The sequence below is a fragment of the Mesorhizobium loti genome (genome assembly GCF_013170705.1).
Taxonomy (GTDB): Bacteria; Pseudomonadota; Alphaproteobacteria; order Rhizobiales; family Rhizobiaceae; genus Mesorhizobium; species Mesorhizobium loti_D.
Genome location: NZ_CP033334.1, coordinates 6,672,052 through 6,688,853, shown reverse-complemented (window position 1 = coordinate 6,688,853; position 16,802 = coordinate 6,672,052). Strand labels below are relative to the sequence as shown.

12 protein-coding genes and 1 pseudogene are annotated in these 16,802 nt (G+C 60.4%); 6 read left to right on the top strand and 7 right to left on the bottom strand.

Annotated elements, in window-relative coordinates; genetic code table 11:
- Positions 1–13: 13 nt before the first annotated feature.
- Positions 14–352, top strand: a complete 339-nt coding sequence (locus tag EB815_RS32570; RefSeq protein WP_019863263.1) for a hypothetical protein — start codon at positions 14–16, stop codon at positions 350–352.
- A gap of 118 nt (positions 353–470) precedes the next feature.
- Here EB815_RS32570 and nadC read toward each other — a convergent pair whose 3' ends face one another.
- From nadC to EB815_RS32550, 4 genes are all read right to left on the bottom strand, one after another.
- Positions 471–1,352: a carboxylating nicotinate-nucleotide diphosphorylase gene (gene nadC / locus EB815_RS32565; RefSeq protein ID WP_065005708.1), complete on the bottom strand. Its 882-nt coding sequence runs from the start codon at positions 1,350–1,352 to the stop codon at positions 471–473.
- A 1-nt stretch (position 1,353) separates the two neighbouring features.
- The gene (locus tag EB815_RS32560) at positions 1,354–2,892 is read right to left on the bottom strand and encodes an L-aspartate oxidase (RefSeq protein WP_019863265.1); all 1,539 of its coding nucleotides are present in this window, start codon (positions 2,890–2,892) and stop codon (positions 1,354–1,356) included.
- A complete protein-coding gene (nadA, locus tag EB815_RS32555; protein ID WP_019863266.1) occupies positions 2,889–3,863 on the bottom strand; it encodes a quinolinate synthase NadA in 975 nt (324 codons plus the stop codon). The genes EB815_RS32560 and nadA overlap by 4 nt, the downstream gene beginning before the upstream one ends.
- Positions 3,864–3,927: 64 nt before the next feature.
- On the bottom strand, positions 3,928–4,884 hold the full coding sequence (locus tag EB815_RS32550) for an NUDIX hydrolase (RefSeq protein ID WP_019863267.1): 957 nt from the start codon (positions 4,882–4,884) through the stop codon (positions 3,928–3,930).
- A 177-nt stretch (positions 4,885–5,061) separates the two neighbouring features.
- Between EB815_RS32550 and panB the strand changes: the two genes are divergently transcribed.
- Both panB and EB815_RS32540 read left to right on the top strand, forming a co-directional pair.
- Positions 5,062–5,907: a 3-methyl-2-oxobutanoate hydroxymethyltransferase gene (gene panB, locus EB815_RS32545; protein WP_065005709.1), complete on the top strand. Its 846-nt coding sequence runs from the start codon at positions 5,062–5,064 to the stop codon at positions 5,905–5,907.
- Between the two features lie 1,278 nt (positions 5,908–7,185).
- Positions 7,186–7,698 (top strand): hypothetical protein, encoded by a 513-nt coding sequence (locus EB815_RS32540; protein ID WP_019863269.1) that lies wholly within the window; start codon positions 7,186–7,188, stop codon positions 7,696–7,698.
- Positions 7,699–7,918: 220 nt separating this feature from the next.
- Here EB815_RS32540 and nifA read toward each other — a convergent pair whose 3' ends face one another.
- The 3 genes from nifA to EB815_RS32525 all read right to left on the bottom strand — a co-directional run bounded on the left by nifA (position 7,919) and on the right by EB815_RS32525 (position 13,183).
- Positions 7,919–9,634: a nif-specific transcriptional activator NifA gene (nifA, locus tag EB815_RS32535; protein WP_155249244.1), complete on the bottom strand. Its 1,716-nt coding sequence runs from the start codon at positions 9,632–9,634 to the stop codon at positions 7,919–7,921.
- 659 nt (positions 9,635–10,293) lie between these two features.
- Complete coding sequence (locus tag EB815_RS32530; protein WP_019863271.1) at positions 10,294–11,325, bottom strand: LacI family DNA-binding transcriptional regulator; 1,032 nt, start codon at positions 11,323–11,325, stop codon at positions 10,294–10,296.
- A gap of 424 nt (positions 11,326–11,749) precedes the next feature.
- Positions 11,750–13,183, bottom strand: coding sequence for a dicarboxylate/amino acid:cation symporter (locus EB815_RS32525; RefSeq protein ID WP_019863272.1), 1,434 nt, complete (start codon positions 13,181–13,183; stop codon positions 11,750–11,752).
- 806 nt (positions 13,184–13,989) lie between these two features.
- Here EB815_RS32525 and EB815_RS33850 point away from each other — a divergent pair.
- From EB815_RS33850 to EB815_RS32510, 3 genes and pseudogenes are all read left to right on the top strand, one after another.
- A complete protein-coding gene (locus EB815_RS33850; RefSeq protein ID WP_223217812.1) occupies positions 13,990–14,658 on the top strand; it encodes a sensor histidine kinase in 669 nt (222 codons plus the stop codon).
- On the top strand, positions 14,655–16,022 hold the full coding sequence (locus tag EB815_RS32515; RefSeq protein WP_019863273.1) for a sigma-54-dependent transcriptional regulator: 1,368 nt from the start codon (positions 14,655–14,657) through the stop codon (positions 16,020–16,022). The genes EB815_RS33850 and EB815_RS32515 overlap by 4 nt, the downstream gene beginning before the upstream one ends.
- A gap of 235 nt (positions 16,023–16,257) precedes the next feature.
- Positions 16,258–16,527, top strand: a pseudogene (locus tag EB815_RS32510) (transposase); the annotation flags it as partial.
- Positions 16,528–16,802 lie beyond the last annotated feature (275 nt).

Genomic DNA, 16,802 nt, shown 5'->3' with positions numbered 1-16,802 from the left:
CGGGAGCGTTGCAGTGGATGCTGAAGACAAGGCGCATGCCCAGCGGGAAGTCTTCTATCGAAATGCGATTGGTGGCGCGCTCGAGCGGACTCTCCAACTGCTGCCCGCAGGCTCAACTCACGTCATCCGCGGGGATTACAGTTTCCATTGTTTGGCTCTGAGCACAGGAATGCTCCTTTCTGATCGCGTCGCAGGATTCGGTGAACGCGACGTCCAGCAGATAACCGAGAAGTTCCAGCCCATGAGAGGCCGCCAACTGGCGCATCTCGTCGAGTCGGCAGATGATGACGCCAAGGGCTTCAACGCGTCCTTCTGTACCTTGCTGGTCCGTCGATCCCGCCTCCGTCGTTGAAGCGTGTCGCTTGGCACCGTGCAGGCTTGCATCGGCTGTTGGTGGAACCGGGGACGTGCTGACGCAAGTTAGCCTGCGACCAAAGGAGTTCCTGCGATCCCGGTTCATGTCCTCTCCCTCAGTTCAGATGTCTGTTGCAATTTCGGTCGGCCGGCATGTCGAGACCGATGTCGAGAATGGGCGCGCTGTGGGTAAGCCAGCCGACCGATATGAGGTCGACGCCGGTCGCCGCAATTGCCGCGGCGCTCGCCCGCGTTACCCGGCCTGAAGCCTCCGTGATCGCACGGCCCCCGACCATAGCCACTGCCTGCGCAAGGTCCTCGACTGACATGTTGTCGAGGAGCACGGCGTCGACGCCCGCTGCAAGCGCTATCTCCAACTGATCCAGCCTGTCCACCTCGACCTCGATCTTGACCATGTGACCTATGGCGCTACGCGCCCGCTCGATTGCGGTGCGGATATCGCCGGCAATGGCGATGTGGTTGTCCTTGATCAGCACGGCGTCGTCGAGCGCGAAGCGGTGATTGGCCCCGCCGCCCGCTCGTACCGCATATTTTTCCAGGACACGCAGGCCGGGCGTCGTTTTGCGTGTGCACACGATCTTTGCGTTATGGCCGCGCACCGCGTTTACGAGCGTAGCCGTTGCCGTTGCGATGCCGCTCAGCTTGCACAAGAAATTGAGCGCCGTCCGTTCGGCCGTCAGCAGGCTGCGCGCCGGCCCGTTTACGATCGCGATGGTCTGGCCGGTCGAAATCTTGCCGCCCTCAGGACACCGCAGCTGGATACTGATCCCGGGATTGACCAGCAGGAAGGCAAACATCACCAAGTCGAGCCCGGCAACAACGCCCGCTTGGCGCGCGTTCAGCGAAAGCGTGGCTTTGCAATCGGCGGGGATGATTGCATCGCTCGTGATGTCGCCGGCTCTGCCTAAATCTTCCAGAAGGGCATTTCGTACGATCGGCTCCATGATGATCTGGGGAAGTGGTGCAAGTGAAGTCATATCAACGGCTCCGTTCGGATGCTTGCCATCTGAGCGTGACGGCATTCTCAAAAGCTGTGCAGAGCGTCAGTCGTGAGGGGCAGGCGGCAGCATCGCGCCCGGGGAAATCGGATCGGTAATGCGAACCCCGGCTCTCCTCGCGCCGAAGGGCTGAGATCGCCATCAACAATGCCACCAGGGCCGGATCGGCCGCGGCCGTCTCGCCAACGGCCAATGGCAGCAGTGTCGTGATTGTTTCGCGCAGCCTCTTGCCGTTGCGGACTATCCCGAGTGCATCGGAAGCGACCTGGCGTATAGATGACGGGTTCGGTCGCGCGGGCACTATCTCGGGAAGCCTGGGCCATTGCCACCCCGCGCAAGTGCCAGCGACGCTTGCCGCCACCCAAGCCGATGTTGCGACCGCTTCGGAGAGCGAGTTGCTGGCCAGCCTGTTGGCGCCATGCAATCCGGTACGGGCGACCTCGCCGCACGCCCATAAGCCAGTCACGGAGCTCCGCCCCTCGGCGTCAACGGCCACTCCGCCCATGTGATAATGTGCCGCCGGACGCACGGGGATTGGCTCCAGGGCGGGATCGATACCGGCCTGCTTGCAAACAGCGTCGATTGCTGGAAAGCGTTTTGCGAATTTCGGCCCGAGGCATTGTCGTGCATCGAGATACACACGATGCCCGGCGGCGAGCTGATCGGAGATCGCCCTCGCGACCACATCGCGCGACGCGAGTTCTGCCCCGGGCGTGTCTGCCAGGAAGCGATGGCCGTGCTCATCGATCAGCACCGCGCCTTCGCCGCGCACCGCTTCGCTGACAAGCGGCATTGGCCGGCGCGGACCATCGAACGCGGTCGGGTGGAACTGCACAAATTCGAGATCGGCGAGCTCCGCTCCAGCACAGGCCGCAAGCGCAAGACCGTGGCCGAATGAGGAGAGCGGGTTTGTTGTGTCGCAAAAGAGACCACCTATACCACCGGTGGCCAGCACCACACGGCGCGAGGGCAATGCGAACACGCCGCCGTGCAGAACAGCCAGCAAGCCCACAATGCTGCCCTGGGCGACAACCAGGCGAAGCGCTGTCATGCCTTCCATGATCGTGATCGAACGGGTTCGCCGCGCCACGCCGAGCAGCACCCGAAACAACTCGCGGCCGGTTGCGTCGCCGGCGGCGTGGACGATCCGGCGACGTGAATGCGCCGCTTCCAGGCCGAGCCGCAGCCTCCCGTCTAGCGAGCGGTCGAAGGGAGCACCAAGACGAATGAGGTTCTCGACGGCTTGAGGTGCGGCCTCAATCACCCGCCTGGCCATTTGTTCGTCGCAGTGTCCGTCCCCGGCAGCAAGCGTATCGGCGAGGTGGAGTTCCGAGTTATCGTCCTCGCCGAGGCTGGCTGCGAGCCCGCCCTGGGCGAGCGTGCTGGAGGCTTCGGTCCCGAGCGGAGTTCTGGAGAGAAGAACTACCGGTTGTGGCGCCAGATGCAGCGCCGTGAGAAGGCCGGCGAGGCCAGCGCCGACAATGACCGGCGCCCCGCCAATGTCAATGTCCTGCGTCATACGAAGAGCATGCGCTCGACAGCCCAGCGGGCCCGGTCAGCAACACGCGGGTCGATCGTGACGACGTGGCGGTTCTCCTCGAGCGCGGTCCGGATATTACGAAGCGTGATCCGCTTCATGTGCGGGCACAGATTGCATGGGCGCACGAAATCCACGTCCGGATGCTCGACCGCGACGTTGTCGCTCATGGAACATTCCGTCATCAGCATCACACGCGCCGGCTTATGCCGGGCGACATAATCGGACATCGCTGCTGTCGAGCCGGCGAAATCGGCTTCCGCGACCACTTCGGGCGGACATTCGGGATGGGCAAGTACACTGATGCCGGGATGGGCCTCACGCAGCTCGCGGATGTCGGCCGCTGTGAAGCGCTCATGCACCTCGCAGCGCCCCTTCCAGGCAATGATCTCGACCTTGGTCTGCGCCGCGATGTTCTTCGCCAGATATTCATCGGGCAGCATAATCACACGCGGCGCGCCAAGCGATTTTACGACTGCAAGCGCGTTGCCTGAGGTACAGCAAATGTCTGACTCGGCTTTCACCGCGGCGGAGGTGTTGACGTAGGTGACGACCGGAACGGACGGATAGCGCTGCCGCATCAGGCGTACGTCTTCGGCCGTGATCGAGTCGGCAAGTGAGCAACCGGCCTCGAGGTCCGGTATGAGCACTGTCTTGTCGGAATTGAGCAGCTTGGCTGTTTCCGCCATGAAATGCACGCCAGCCAGAACGATGATATCGGCATCGACCGTCATTGCCTTTCGGGCCAACGCCAGGCTGTCGCCGACGATGTCAGCCACGCAGTGAAAAATCTCCGGCGTCTGATAATTATGCGCCAGTATGACCGCGTTGCGCTGTCGCTTCAGTTTCAGGATAGCGTCGATGTCCTCGACGAAGAGTGGCCACTCGATTGGTGGGATAACGCGCCGAACGCGGTCGTATAGTGAGGCGCTCGAAGGCAGGACGGCGCTCATCGAGCCTCCAGTTATAGTCAACGCGATTATAAGGCCTATATAATCGTTGTGACTATAAGTGGTGTCAAGCCCGTGCGAGCGGCAATTTTGTGCCGGCCACAGGCCTCTCGTCTAGAATAGCATGGTGGAAGCGGTAGAGCTGCGCCGGCCGGCCGCCGGTCTCGGCGGTCGTCGCCCCGGTCTTCTCAACCAGCTCCTGCTGCTCTATGAGCCGGCGAAAGTTCGGCTTGTTGATGAGCCTGCCGGAGAGCGCCTCCACGGTTCTTTGTAGCTGTAAAAGCGTGAAGAGCGGCGGCATCAGTTCGAACACAACAGGCCGGTATTTGATCTTGGAGCGCAGCCGCGCAATAGCCGTGGCCAGAATGCGGCGATGATCGGCGCTCATCGATCTGCCCGGCACCGGAGCGAGGATGGCCGAATCTCCGCCGCGTTTTGCTTCCTCTACCAGGGCGGCCTCATACAGCAGCTCATAGCGCTGCAGCGCGAGCTCTTCGTTCCATGCCCGGTCGTCCAAGGCAAAGGCGACCGCCGCTCGCCGGCGGCGATCGAAGCGCGTCGCGCCGTCGTCCGCGCCGTCCGCCCATTCGATAAGGCGCGGCCACAGTTCTTCCAGCATCGAAGGCCTGCCGGAGCGATGATCCTCCCAGGGGAAATAGTCGTACCAGCTGGCCCAGCTGCGCCTGCCCGAGGCGCCCGCATCGTCTTCGCGGGTGAGTGCGAGATAGCTAATCGAGATCACGCGTTCGTTGGCGCCGATCCGATCGCGATCGGCGAAGGTGTAGAGCTGCTCGATATAACCGAGAGGCTGACCGGTCTGCAGTTCCACCCATGCCCTGAGGCCCGACTGGAGCGAACGATGAGCGAGCTCAAACGGGCCCGAGGGAAGGGTGTCCCCCTGTTCGATGGTCAGAACACAAGGTCCTGCGTCGTTCACGGCAACGACGACTGCGATGAGGTCCGCGTTGACGTCGTTGGTCTTGCCTGTGACTCTGCCTTTCCTTGGTCCCTTTGCCTGATCCATAGTTCCTGACCTACTTGGCAGAGCTCCGCCTGTCTAAACCGATTTAGTTCTGTTCTTTATCATACCACCCGTCGCGTCAACACCACGCGCTCTGGCGATTTTACCTCTTCGCACCTCGACAAAAATATGCCAAACGCGACACTGGCCGGGGTGACGTTGGGTGAGGAGAGACGTGGATTGAGCGCCGCTGGTGTCGTCAAGGCGATCACGCCGCCGAACATCCGTGCGCGAAAGGGCAGCACGCCGCTGGTCTGCCTGACGGCCTACACCACGCCGGTCGCAAGGTTGGTTGACGGCCACTGCGACGTCGTTCTTGTCGGCGACAGCGTCGGCATGGTTCTCCACGGCCTTCCCTCCACGCTCGGTGTCACGCTCGATATGGTGATCATGCACGCCAAGGCGGTTCGGCGGGGAATGGAGCGGGCGCTCCTGTTCGTCGACATGCCGTTCGGCTCGTACGAAGAAAGCCTAGAGCAGGCCTTCCGCAATTCCGCGCGCCTTATGGCGGAGACCGGATGCGCTGCGGTCAAGCTCGAGGGCGGCGCGACGACCGCCGAGACGATCCGCTTCCTCACAGCGCGCGGAATCCCGGTCATGGCGCATGTCGGCCTGACGCCGCAGGCGGTCAACGTGTTTGGCGGATATCGCGTGCAGGGCAGGGGCGAGGATGCCGAGCGCATTTGGCGCGATGCTCTTGCGGTTAGCGAGGCTGGCGCCTTTTCCGTCGTACTGGAAAAAGTGCCCGAACCGCTCGCCCGCCGCATCACCGAGGAAATCCCAATCCCGACGATCGGCATCGGCGCCTCCGCGGCCTGCGACGGGCAGATCCTGGTCGTCGACGACATGCTGGGCCTGTTCGGCGACTTCCGGCCGAAATTCGTCAAGCGCTATGTCGAACTGGGAGAGGTCGCTTCGGCAGCGATCGAGGCCTACGCGTGCGACGTGAAGGAGCGCCGGTTTCCGGCGGCCGAACATGTCTTCGGCGATGAACCGAAAGCCATCAAAGGAGGAGAAGCGACATGAGCACACGGGTCGTCCGGACCGCCACCGAGTCGCGCAAATCCGTGGCGGCATGGCAGGCTGGGCATGAAGGTCGCGCCCTTGCATGAAGGCCCTCTCAGCCTGGTGCGCGCCGCACTTCAACGCGCCGACCGGGTGATCCTTACCTCTTCGCGAAGCAGTTCAACGACCGCCGCCGACGTTGCCGCCTATCCACCCACGGAGCATGAGGATGCTGCCAAGCTGCTAGGCGCCGGATGCTTTACGCGCCGCAAGAGAGATGTATCTCGAGTGGTTGCCACCGCTGTCGCGGTGAGCGGGGTGAGCGAAGGCTGTGCGTCGCGTTCGGCGACGGCGTGGCGCGATTGGTGACGAAGCTCTTTTCCAGACCGCTGCTGGTCCGGCCTTCTTGGCGAGAAAGATTTCCAGCAGTTGAAACTCGTGCGCCGTTCTGCCCGCTTTCTCGAGATCATCGCCTTTCCGAAAAGGCGCAAAGCCATGGATGGGCGATCGCAATTCTCAGCTGCCGGCCGCGCAGCGCGTGGCGATCCCCCAAAGCGAAATACTGTTAAAGCGGCCGAGAGGCTGGCCAAGGCACTGCGAGAGGCGACGCCATCCTAGCCGCCGGCTACAGAGAAGTCGAATATCTCGGACTACGGGCCGACGATGATCCCGATCTGTTTTTACGGACCAGCCGACCGAGCTGCAACTACAGCATGTCCTGTGATGATGACTCGATGGTCATGTGACAGTTGCTTTGGTGCTGATTCAAAATCCTTGAACGGAGGTGAGCAGTCGGTGCGGATCAGCCAAAGCGCCTTGAGCGCCTGCCTTCGCGGGTCCGGCGAAGCTTGTGTTGCTGGACGAGACCGACCTCTCATGCGACGCAGAATGACGGCGAGCGCGCGGGCAACAGCAACAAAGGCCGGAGGCATACTGCGCAGTTGGCGACGTTCATGCCCCACGCTCTGAGGCCCGACCCTTTCTTGCTGAGCACGAGCAGCGAATAAGCCGCCTCGGAGAGCCGTGCTGGCCAGTTGGTCACTGCATCGGCCCAATGGCCCTTTGGCTACAAGCTGGCAGTCCTGCGCGGGCATCGCCAACGTCCTCGTCCAGCGGCTTCGCGCGTCGAATGTCGCCAAGTGCAGGCCGCCGCGGTCCCGCCCGTCACTGAAGGCAGCAGGGCGAAGAGCACGTGAAAACATCCATCCGGCAAATGCATTCATAACGGCAAACGATTACCGCAATGGCTCGGTGAGCGGTATACGAAGTGCTTCGTCGCGGCAGCATCGGGAGACTGCAATGAGAAAGCTTATCCTGCAGCTAAAACAGTTTCTTAGGGGTCAACCAACTCCCGAAGCAATCGAAAATGAGCGGCACGATGTGAGCGTGGGACCTGACCGCAGTGACAGAACCGACGCTTGTCGAGGCGACTCTCAATCTTTAGCCCGCGAGGGCGATCACCGACCCTACGGTGATAAGGCATGCACGAACTCTCCGGTGACAGAAGCCGCGACAAACCGCACGTTTTTGGGGAAAACAATAACATGCTCTGCGGATTCGGCGAACGGCAGCAAGGATTACCTGACCGCGGGCGTTGACTCACGTTTCCAGGATCCGACGAACGATTTCGATCCGAGATTAGGGTGGAGGCCGCACGTCATCGCTCTCGTTGATATCGAACGCAATAGCTTCATCTTTCAGACGGTGGGGTACTACAGGGACGGTTCCAACGCGAACTCCGTCGACAACGCCGGCGCACTGCCCGGCTACCCGGCGAACTGGTTTTACACAGGCAAATCCTCATTGCACTAGTTCGCAGAGCCGATCGACAGGACCGACAGAGCGACCATAACGGTGCTGCGTTCCCAACCAACTTGATCGGGCGGCCGTGCGGGCCGTTCTTGGCGCCGGTAGGGGGCTGGACCGCCTCGCGGAGGTCCGTGCCGAATGAACCAACCCTTGATTTGACCCAGCTATTCGCCTCGCTCGCTCTGTCGCGCGGCCGCCACATATCGAAAGTTCGACAGCTCGTTCAGAGACACTTGATCTCGATACCGTATTTCCTCAGCGCGTAGCCAATCTGGCGCGGCGTCAATCCAAGCAGGCGCGCTGCCTTTGCCTGTACCCAGCCGGATCTTTCCATCGCCGCGATGAGACGCTCGCGATCGGTCATCTTCCCGTCGCTCACGAGGCCTATCCGATCAGGCGCTGGCAGTGCCTGCTCGCTGTCAACAGGCGGGGTCGCAACGGCGGCCGATGCAAAGGCACCAGATGATTTCATGGCCGGGTTTAGTGGCGATGGTGCGATCGCCTCGAATTTCGGCGAAGTCTCCTTAGACGCGTGCTTCCATAACATCGCGGAAAGGCATCGGCCGTGTGAGCAGTCAAAGTCGTTTCTGACGATTGGCGTTCCCGCTGCGAGGGTCGCTGTCCGCTGCACGCAATTTTCAAGCTCGCGGACATTTCCGGGAAAAGCACAGTTCATCAGCACTTCAGTCGCACTCGCATCGAAGACCATCGTACGGCCGTTCTCGCTGTTGAAATTCTTGAGAAACTCAGCGGCAAGGAGCGGAATATCACCGCGCCTTTCGCGCAATGGCGGCACCAGCAAGGGAACAACGCTGATGCGGTAATAAAGGTCGGCGCGAAACTCGTTCCTTGCAACCGCGTCTTCCAGATTCCTGTTCGTGGCGGCAATCACGCGAACGTCGACCTTAATCGTCTGGTTGCTGCCGACGCGCTCGAACTCCTGCTCCTGCAGCACGCGCAGCAGCTTTGCCTGGAACGAGGCCGAAATCTCACCGATCTCGTCCAGAAACAACGTCCCCTTGTCGGCGAGCTCAAAGCGCCCCTTGCGCGTGTTGAATGCACTGGTAAAGGCACCCTTTTCGTGACCGAACAGTTCGGATTCCAAGACCGTCTCAGGGAGCGCTGCGCAATTGAGCTTGATGAACGGCCGCTTGGCGCGCCCCGACAGCTCGTGAACGGCCTTGGCGACCAGCTCCTTGCCGGTCCCGGATTCGCCGCGCAGCAAAACGGTGCTGTTGGACCTGGCCACTAACGCGACCTTCTCGAGCAGCCCGCGCAGCGCCGGGCTGTCGCCAATGATCCCCTTGACATGAGCCCTCTTGCCCTCATGGCCAGGCTGCTCGAGTTCGCCGAATTGCTTTTGCATCCGGATTCTCTCGGCCATCAGTCGCTCGGGGTCGGACGCGAACATGCGATGCAGCTTCACTGTCTGCCCAACCAGATTGGCGATTGTGGTGAGGAGGCGGAGGTCGTGATCGAGAAGGGAACCTGATTTGTTGTCCAGGATGCGGTCGATGGTCAGCGTGCCCACGACGTTCGCATCGACGCGAATGGGTACGCCGATGAACGACACATTCATGTTGTCGGACACCCCGAGCACGTCCTTGTCGGCGGCGTTAAAGGCCGGATCCAACGCTATGTTCTCGGCGACGAGTGCCATGCCCGTCGTTATGATCTGGTCGATCGCCGTCCGTGGCAGATGCTTCCGGTAGCGCACATCGCTGTCTTCGCTCCAGCCGGCGCCGACGGTCATGTCCGGTATGCCGGCACCGCCGCAGAGCGAGATGATGCCGTGCCGCACCTGCACCAACGATGGCAGGAGATCGACGACGTTGGCCAACGTGGCTTCCAGTCCAGACGGAGCGGTGAGCGCTTTTGACGTTTCAAAGATGTCCAGAGCCCTCTCGTGCAACGGCACAACAGGGACCACGTCATTCATCTCGGACTTTGAATTGGGCCTTTTCATTTTTCGAAGCGATATGCAGCGTGACGAGATCCGCCTGGCACTTTGCTCGGAGTTGCGAGCATCGTGTTGCATGTGATCATCCATCTCGCGCCATGAAATCGATGCCCGAGGCAAGTGCGCCGGTCGTCCAGCGCGTGGATGTCCATGGCGAATCGCATTCGTCGGCGTCTTCGCTCCGCAGGCCGCCGCACAATCGACGAGTTTGCTTGCCTTGATCTGGCACGCCGGGATTCATTGAAGCACAAAAAGGCGTTGATGGAGACAGTCGTAACGATTGGTCCGCCAGCGAGACGGACGTCTGCAGCGGGTTTTTCGCGAGTAAGGAGATTGCCGTCGGGATGATAGTTAATGTCGCTGCCAGTCAGGCCCGGGCCGCGGGCAAGTGCGGCCTTGGCAAGTTGGGGCGGCGCTATGCGGTAGATCGCAAAGCGGAGCGATGCTCGACGCATGGCTTTCCTTTCTCTTCCATGAAGTGCGGGTCATCGTTCTCGGCTGACTGGATTCCGCCGCGCAGCAATCATTCTTTGTTAAACGAGACCGGAATGAGGGAGTTGAGTCAACCAAACTCCCGCTGCTTTTCTTTCATCGACGAAAGGAAATTAGGCCTCTCATGATAGTATTTTATCAGTTTTTCAGATGTTTTCGGGCAGATAGATTTCGAACGGCAGAAAAGTCTGCCCAAGCGTCTCCGAAGTGCCGACCTTGATGGCCTTGGCCATTAGCGTCATCAGTTCCTGGCAAAGCAGGCGCTGGGGTGTGGCGACCGACATCGTGATCATGCCATCTGCGAGTGCTGCCCGCGACTCCGGCGTGATCTCATTAACGATCGCGACGAGACCCCGGCTTTCGCCTTCTTCACGGAGCGCGGAAATCGCTCCCTCCATACCTCCGCCGGCCACATAAAAGCCGGTGAGTTCGGGTTCCCGTTGCATGAGGTCCAGCGTGACCTCGTAGGTGATCTGCCGTGCCTCAAGGTTCACGAGCGGATCGAGCAGCTCGAATGTCGGTGCATTCTCACGGAAATAGGAGCGAAAGCCGGCCTCCCGCAGCTCCTGCCCCTGAAAACGGTGGCTGCCGACAAAAACCGCCACCTTTCCCGGCCTTCTTGCGATCTTTGAAAACATCCACGCTGTCGTCCGCCCGACCTTGCGGTTATCGAGGCCGATATAGCCCTCACGAACACCTTCCGCGAAATCGGAAAGCAGCGAGAAAACGGGGATGCCTTTCGCCTTGAGTTCTTGGACGGCTGCCGTGATCGCCGGATGGTCCGGCGCCACCATGGCGATCGCGTGGCAGCGCGCGCCGAATTCCTTGAGCAGTGGAATAAGGTCGCACGGCATGTGCGACGGCGCGAATTCGATGAGCGAAGTGCCATGGAAGCAATTCGCCGCGTTGACCGCCGCTTCGACCTCACGCGCTAATCCTTGGTAGAAGTGGTGAGCCGGTTTTCTCAGGATGAAGCCAAGCCGATATTGCGGCAGGTCCCGCTGCAGGCGCTGCTTGATGAGACCTGCGGCGTGATATCCGATGGCCTGTGCCGCCGCTAAGACCCGCCGCGCAGTCTCCTCCCGCACCGGATGACGGGCATTCAGAACTCGGTCAACGGTGGCAACACTGACCCCGGCTTCCCGGGCGATATCAGCAATTATGGGTCGCTTCGCCATTGTCCGACTCTGATCAAAACGACATCAGGAAGAAACCCGGTAAAGGTAAGATTCAGTAAAATCTGTCATTCCTGCATTGATCCTGTTCGCTAGCGGAATTCTTGTCGTGGCGTGGCGCGAGGGAGCAGCCGAAACGTAGAACCCACGCGCCATCCGATCGTCTTCGACATCATCGATGCCCATAGATCATTGATTCCTCTATGCCAAGGTCGCTTTCGTTGCGTAGAGCGTTGGCGAATTGTTCAGCCGTGCCGACGAGAGTTGACCGCGGCGGCCTCCGATCGAGCTCCGCGCCCGGTTCACGAACCTTCGCAATCTTCGGAAGCATTAAGCGGTTCATCGATGGCTTGTGTGTCGTGACCGGTGCGAGTCCTTCGCAAGGCGCACATGATTTCGCACCCACCGCATTTCGGGATTCTTGATTTCATCGGCCCGCGAGGTTCTGTTTGGAACCCGCGGCTCGATTGTCCGGCGTTTGCGACCAGCCAGGCGCTTCAATCGGTAGCGATGCTGCCGACTCGCCCGGCGCGGGCACTATCAGTGGCTGGCCGGTTGATGTCTCGGCAGGCTGGTGGCCGCAGAAGGCAGCTTCCAATTGCGCCTGGTCCAATTCGCCTTCCCAGCGGGCGACGACGAGCGATGCCACCGCGTTACCGACCAAATTCGTGAGTGCCCTGCATTCCGACATGAAGCGGTCGACGCCAAGGATCAGCGCCATTCCAGCAACGGGAACAGCCGGCACTACCGAGAGCGTAGCGGCCAACGTGACGAAGCCGGCACCTGTGACACCTGCTGCACCCTTCGAGGAAAGCATCGCGACGAGCAACAGGAGGACCTGATCGCTAACTGACAAATCCGTATTCGTCGCCTGCGCGATGAAAAGGGCCGCAAGGGTCATGTAGATATTGGTGCCATCCAGATTGAAGGAATATCCGGTCGGGATGACCAGGCCCACGACCGAGCGCTTGGCGCCGGCCTTCTCCATTTTCTCCATGAGAGAGGGCAGCGCGGCCTCGGAGGAGGACGTTCCGAGGACCAGCAGCAGCTCTTCCTTGATGTAGCGGATAAGAGAAAAGATCGAGAAGCCATTGTAACGACAGACTGCGCCGAGAACCCCGAACACGAAGAGGAAGGCCGTGAGATAGAAGGTCCCGACCAGCATCGCAAGGTTGGCCACCGAGCCGATGCCATATTTGCCTATCGTGAAGGCCATTGCTCCGAAAGCGCCGAACGGCGCGGCTTTCATCAGGATGCTGACCAATTTGAAAACCGGTGCAGTGAGGTCCTGAAGGAAGGAAAGAACCGATTTGCCCGATTCTGCGACCATCGCCAGCGAGATGCCGAAGAGGACGGAGAAGAACAATACCTGTAGAATGTCGCCTTCCACAAAGGCGCCGACAATCGTGGTCGGGATCATGTTCATCAGGAAGCCGGTCACGGACTGCTCATGGGCCTTTGAGGCATAGCCACTGACGGCCTGGACGTCGAGCGAGATCGGATCGATGTTGAGGCCGGCGCCAGGCTGAATGACATTGCCGACGATGAGGCCGACGATAAGTGCGAGCGTCGAGAAGGTGAAGAAATAGACCATCGCCTTGCCGGCAACACGGCCGACCTTCTGAAGATCGCTCATGCCGGCAATTCCAGTCGCCACAGTCAGAAAAATGACGGGCGCGATGATCATCTTGACTAGCTTGATGAAGGCATCGCCGAGGGGCTTCAGGTTTTCTCCGATTTGCGGATAAAAATGGCCAACTGCAACTCCGAGGATGATTGCGACAAGCACCTGCACGTAAGGCTTGCCACAAAGGGTTTTGCGGGGTGCGCGTTTTGCGCTGGGGGGCAGTGGGGCCAACATGTAAGTTTTCTCTCCCTGACCGGGTCGGGCGGGCTCTTCCTCCCCGCGGCTTCTCCCATCGCGGCGCTCCGGTCAAACGCTGCTGCGATGTTGGTCGCAAGAGCCGTGCCAAGCCAAGAAACGCTGAATTCGTAGGAGTCTCGGGTATTTGCTACAATTTGCGCAGTTAGATTGTGTGGTTTTCCGCACTGATCGCTTTCCCTTCTGGCGGAACCCCGCACTATGGTTCGTCAATGATCGGTCTGAAGAATGCGATGGCAGAAGAAGACATAGGCAACGGCGCCTTCCAGCGCGCCCCATGGGTCTTCCCTGGCAGATGGCTGGCGGTCGATCTGTCTGGCTTGCGGTTTTGCTTGCAATTCTTGGTGCAGCGCTCTGTTTAGTGGTCTTTGCAACGGGCCGCATCGCCGGCACCAGAGCACAGTATGCCCTACGCGACCGTGCTCTTGCCGCGTTCCCACTTGCGGCCGACAGTTTGAAAGGGGAGGTCGAGAAGCAGCGAGTGATTCCGCTCGTCCTGCACCGAGGCCATGGCGGACGACGCGGCTATGCAATACGCGCTCGGCACGGTTAGCGCACGGCCGGGGCTCTATCTGTCGAGCCGGGTCGATGGATCGGAGGGGCCGGGCGGCCCGGCAGCGGCAGAAAGTGCTTGTGTTCCTGAATGCGGAACTGGAGCATCGCGTTGAACTGCGCACTGCGGAGCTCCAACGCTCGAACGAAGCGCTCGCCGGTGAGATCGCCGAGCGAGAGAACGCAGAGGCAAGAGTGCGCGCCTGCGCAATGAACTCGCCCAGGCGAACCGCTTGTCAATCTCGGGACAGAGAACAGCCGGGGTCACCCACGAGGTCAACCAGCTGATCGCCGCAATCCGCACCCATGCTGAAAATGCCGCGCGTCTTCTTGGGGCCGGCCGGTCGCAAGGTACCGGCGAGAATCTGACCTCGATAGCCGCCATGACCGGCAGGATCGGCACGATCACCGAAACGCTAAGGTCCTTCTCCCGCCGCGCCAGTGGATCGATGGAACCGATACTGGCGGAAGACGTGATCGACGACGCCCTGTCGCTTCTTTCAGTCCGAATTCGCGATTCCGGGGTGACGATAGAACGAAAGCGGATTGATCCATCTCCAATTGTCATGGCAAACCGCATGCGACTGGAGCAGATCCTCGTCAACCTTCTCCAGACCGTGCTTGACGCTCTGAAGGATCAACCGGAGCCCCGGGTCGAGATAGCGTTCGCCGATAACGGGGAAATGGTCGCTATTTCCGATCGGGACAACGGCCTCGGCCTTGCCCCCCAAGATTCGCAGGAGCCTCTTCATGCCGTTCATCACCAACAAGGAAAAGGGTCCCGTCTTGGCCTGGTCATTTCGGAGGAGATCGCACGTGAGCTCGGCGGCTCGTTGCGGCATGATGATGCCGGCCAGGAGAGAGGGAGTTCCTTCACGGTCGAGCTGAGGCGCGCGGCATGAATGCTGAAACAGGACCGGTCATTTTTATTGACGATAATGAGGATCTGCTCCGCGCAGCCACGCAGATGCTGAAGCTTGCCTCCTTCTCACCGAGCGTGTTCGGTTCGGCCGAGGCCGCGCTCGCCAGTATCGACGAGAACTTCGATGGCCCTGTTGTGAGTGACATCCGCATGCCCGGACTGAACGGCCTTCAGCTCTTCGAGCGAGTGAAGGCGATCGACCCGGACATTCCGGTTGTTCTCATCACCGGGCATGGCGACGTCGAGCTAGCCGTTGCCGCGGTCAAGAACGGCGCCTACGATTTTATCTCAAAGCCTTATGCGAACGACCGGCTTCTAGTGACGCTGCATCGCGCTTCGGAAAAACGGCGCCTGGTCCTGGAAAACAGACGTCTTAGGGATGCAGTTGTCCGATCTGCGGGCGATATCCCGCTGATCGGGGAGGCACCGACCATGATTCGACTACGCGAAACTCTCCGTCAGATCGCCGATACCGATGTGGATGTCCTTGTGGAAGGCGAGACGGGCACGGGTAAGGAGGTGGTCGCGGATCTGCTTCACCGCTGGAGCAAACGACGCACGAAGCCCTTCGTTGCCCTGAATTGTGGAGCGCTGCCCGAAAGCGTCATCGATAGCGAACTTTTCGGGCACGAGGCAGGCGCCTTTACTGGCGCGCAGAGGCGCAGGACCGGTCGCATCGAGCATTCGAACGGAGGGACGCTCTTCCTCGACGAAATCAAGTCGATGCCGCCAGCACTCCAGGTGAAGCTTCTGAGGGTGCTTGAGACCCGGCAGATCACGCCGCTCGGCACGAACGAAACCCGCAGCATCGACCTTCGTATCGTGTCGGCTACGAAGGCCGATCTCGGCGACCCGGCCGCCCGCGGAGATTTCCGGGAAGACCTTTATTTCCGGCTGAATGTGGTGACGCTCCGCATCCCGGCGCTTCGTGAAAGGCGCGAAGACATCCCGATACTCTTTGGACATTTCCTGGAACGCGCCGCCAAACGTTTCGGCAGGCCAGTTCCCGACACAAGCGCTGGCGTGCGCGATCGCCTCATGAGCTACAATTGGCCCGGCAATGTCCGTGAACTCGTGCATTTCGCCGATCGCGTTGCATTGGGACTTGAAGAGGTAGACACGCCCATTGCGCCCGGTCGAAAGGAACAAGCGGTATCAAACCTCCCGTTGTCCGAAAAAATTAGCCTTTATGAAGCGACCGTCATCCGTGATGCCTTGCAGGAATGCGGCGGCGACGTGAAGCGGACGATCGAAATCCTGGGAGTGCCGCGCAAGACCTTTTACGACAAGCTAAAACGACATGGGATAGACGCGGCCGATTATCGAAGAAATGCCAGTGTCTGAAGCCTTCTTGCTCGGGTACCTGGAAAGGCTGCGATGATGTGTTGGGTCCAGTGCATCGGAATTGCTAAAGTGGAATGATTTAGCTGCGGTCTCAATCTGGTTGACGAAGACGTTTCGCCATTCTTGCAAAGTGACGGTTTCGAGAATCGAGCGATGGCGTCGCAGAACGGCATTGACAGTTTGGCGGCGGCGTCGCGCAGAGGTGGCTCGAGCCGGCGAGCGAGAACAACGGGTGTTGCGGCTGCGGGTTCCGCAGGACCGAGCCGGCCTCTTCTCCACCGAGTGCTCGAGCGCTACCAACGTTCGGAGCGCGCCTTGGTGGCCACCTAGCGGAGGTGTATGTGCAGGGCGTGTCGACCAGGAAGGTCAAGGCGATCACGGCTGGCTGTGCGGCCATGCGTTCTCGGCCATCAACAAGCGGCTGGACGAGAGCCTGAAGCCCTTTGTCGAGCGCCCGTTTCGCGAGCTGCTTGCTTACCTCATCCTCGACGCCTTCTGCGAGAGGCACTTATCCATAGCGTGGATGCTCGCGATCTAAACAATCAATTTTACCAATCCGGGCGTGTCGTTCATAGATCGCCACGTGACATGCACCGCCGCTGCTTCTATCGCGTGAGGTGCACAAAAGAACCCGAAAAGAGGAAGTCTTCGCATGCGCTCTGGCGTGGGTCGAGGTTGTGCTGGGAAAATGAGTTGCAGCTTGCCGATCACCCGAAATCTCTGAGTTTTTGAGAAAGACCTACGACCCGACCGGGGTGTTCACGCAAAACCATTCGAGGG

Bases quoted from the DNA above. Each gene is read 5' to 3' on its own strand.
- nadC (WP_065005708.1), bottom strand. From the start codon at position 1,352: ATGACTTCACTTGCACCACTTCCCCAGATCATCATGGAGCCGATCGTA.
- EB815_RS32560 (WP_019863265.1), bottom strand. From the start codon at position 2,892: ATGACGCAGGACATTGACATTGGCGGGGCGCCGGTCATTGTCGGCGCT.
- nadA (WP_019863266.1), bottom strand. From the start codon at position 3,863: ATGAGCGCCGTCCTGCCTTCGAGCGCCTCACTATACGACCGCGTTCGG.
- EB815_RS32550 (WP_019863267.1), bottom strand. From the start codon at position 4,884: ATGGATCAGGCAAAGGGACCAAGGAAAGGCAGAGTCACAGGCAAGACC.
- EB815_RS32540 (WP_019863269.1), top strand. From the start codon at position 7,186: ATGAGAAAGCTTATCCTGCAGCTAAAACAGTTTCTTAGGGGTCAACCA.
- nifA (WP_155249244.1), bottom strand. From the start codon at position 9,634: ATGAATGACGTGGTCCCTGTTGTGCCGTTGCACGAGAGGGCTCTGGAC.
- EB815_RS32530 (WP_019863271.1), bottom strand. From the start codon at position 11,325: ATGGCGAAGCGACCCATAATTGCTGATATCGCCCGGGAAGCCGGGGTC.
- EB815_RS32525 (WP_019863272.1), bottom strand. From the start codon at position 13,183: ATGTTGGCCCCACTGCCCCCCAGCGCAAAACGCGCACCCCGCAAAACC.
- EB815_RS32515 (WP_019863273.1), top strand. From the start codon at position 14,655: ATGAATGCTGAAACAGGACCGGTCATTTTTATTGACGATAATGAGGAT.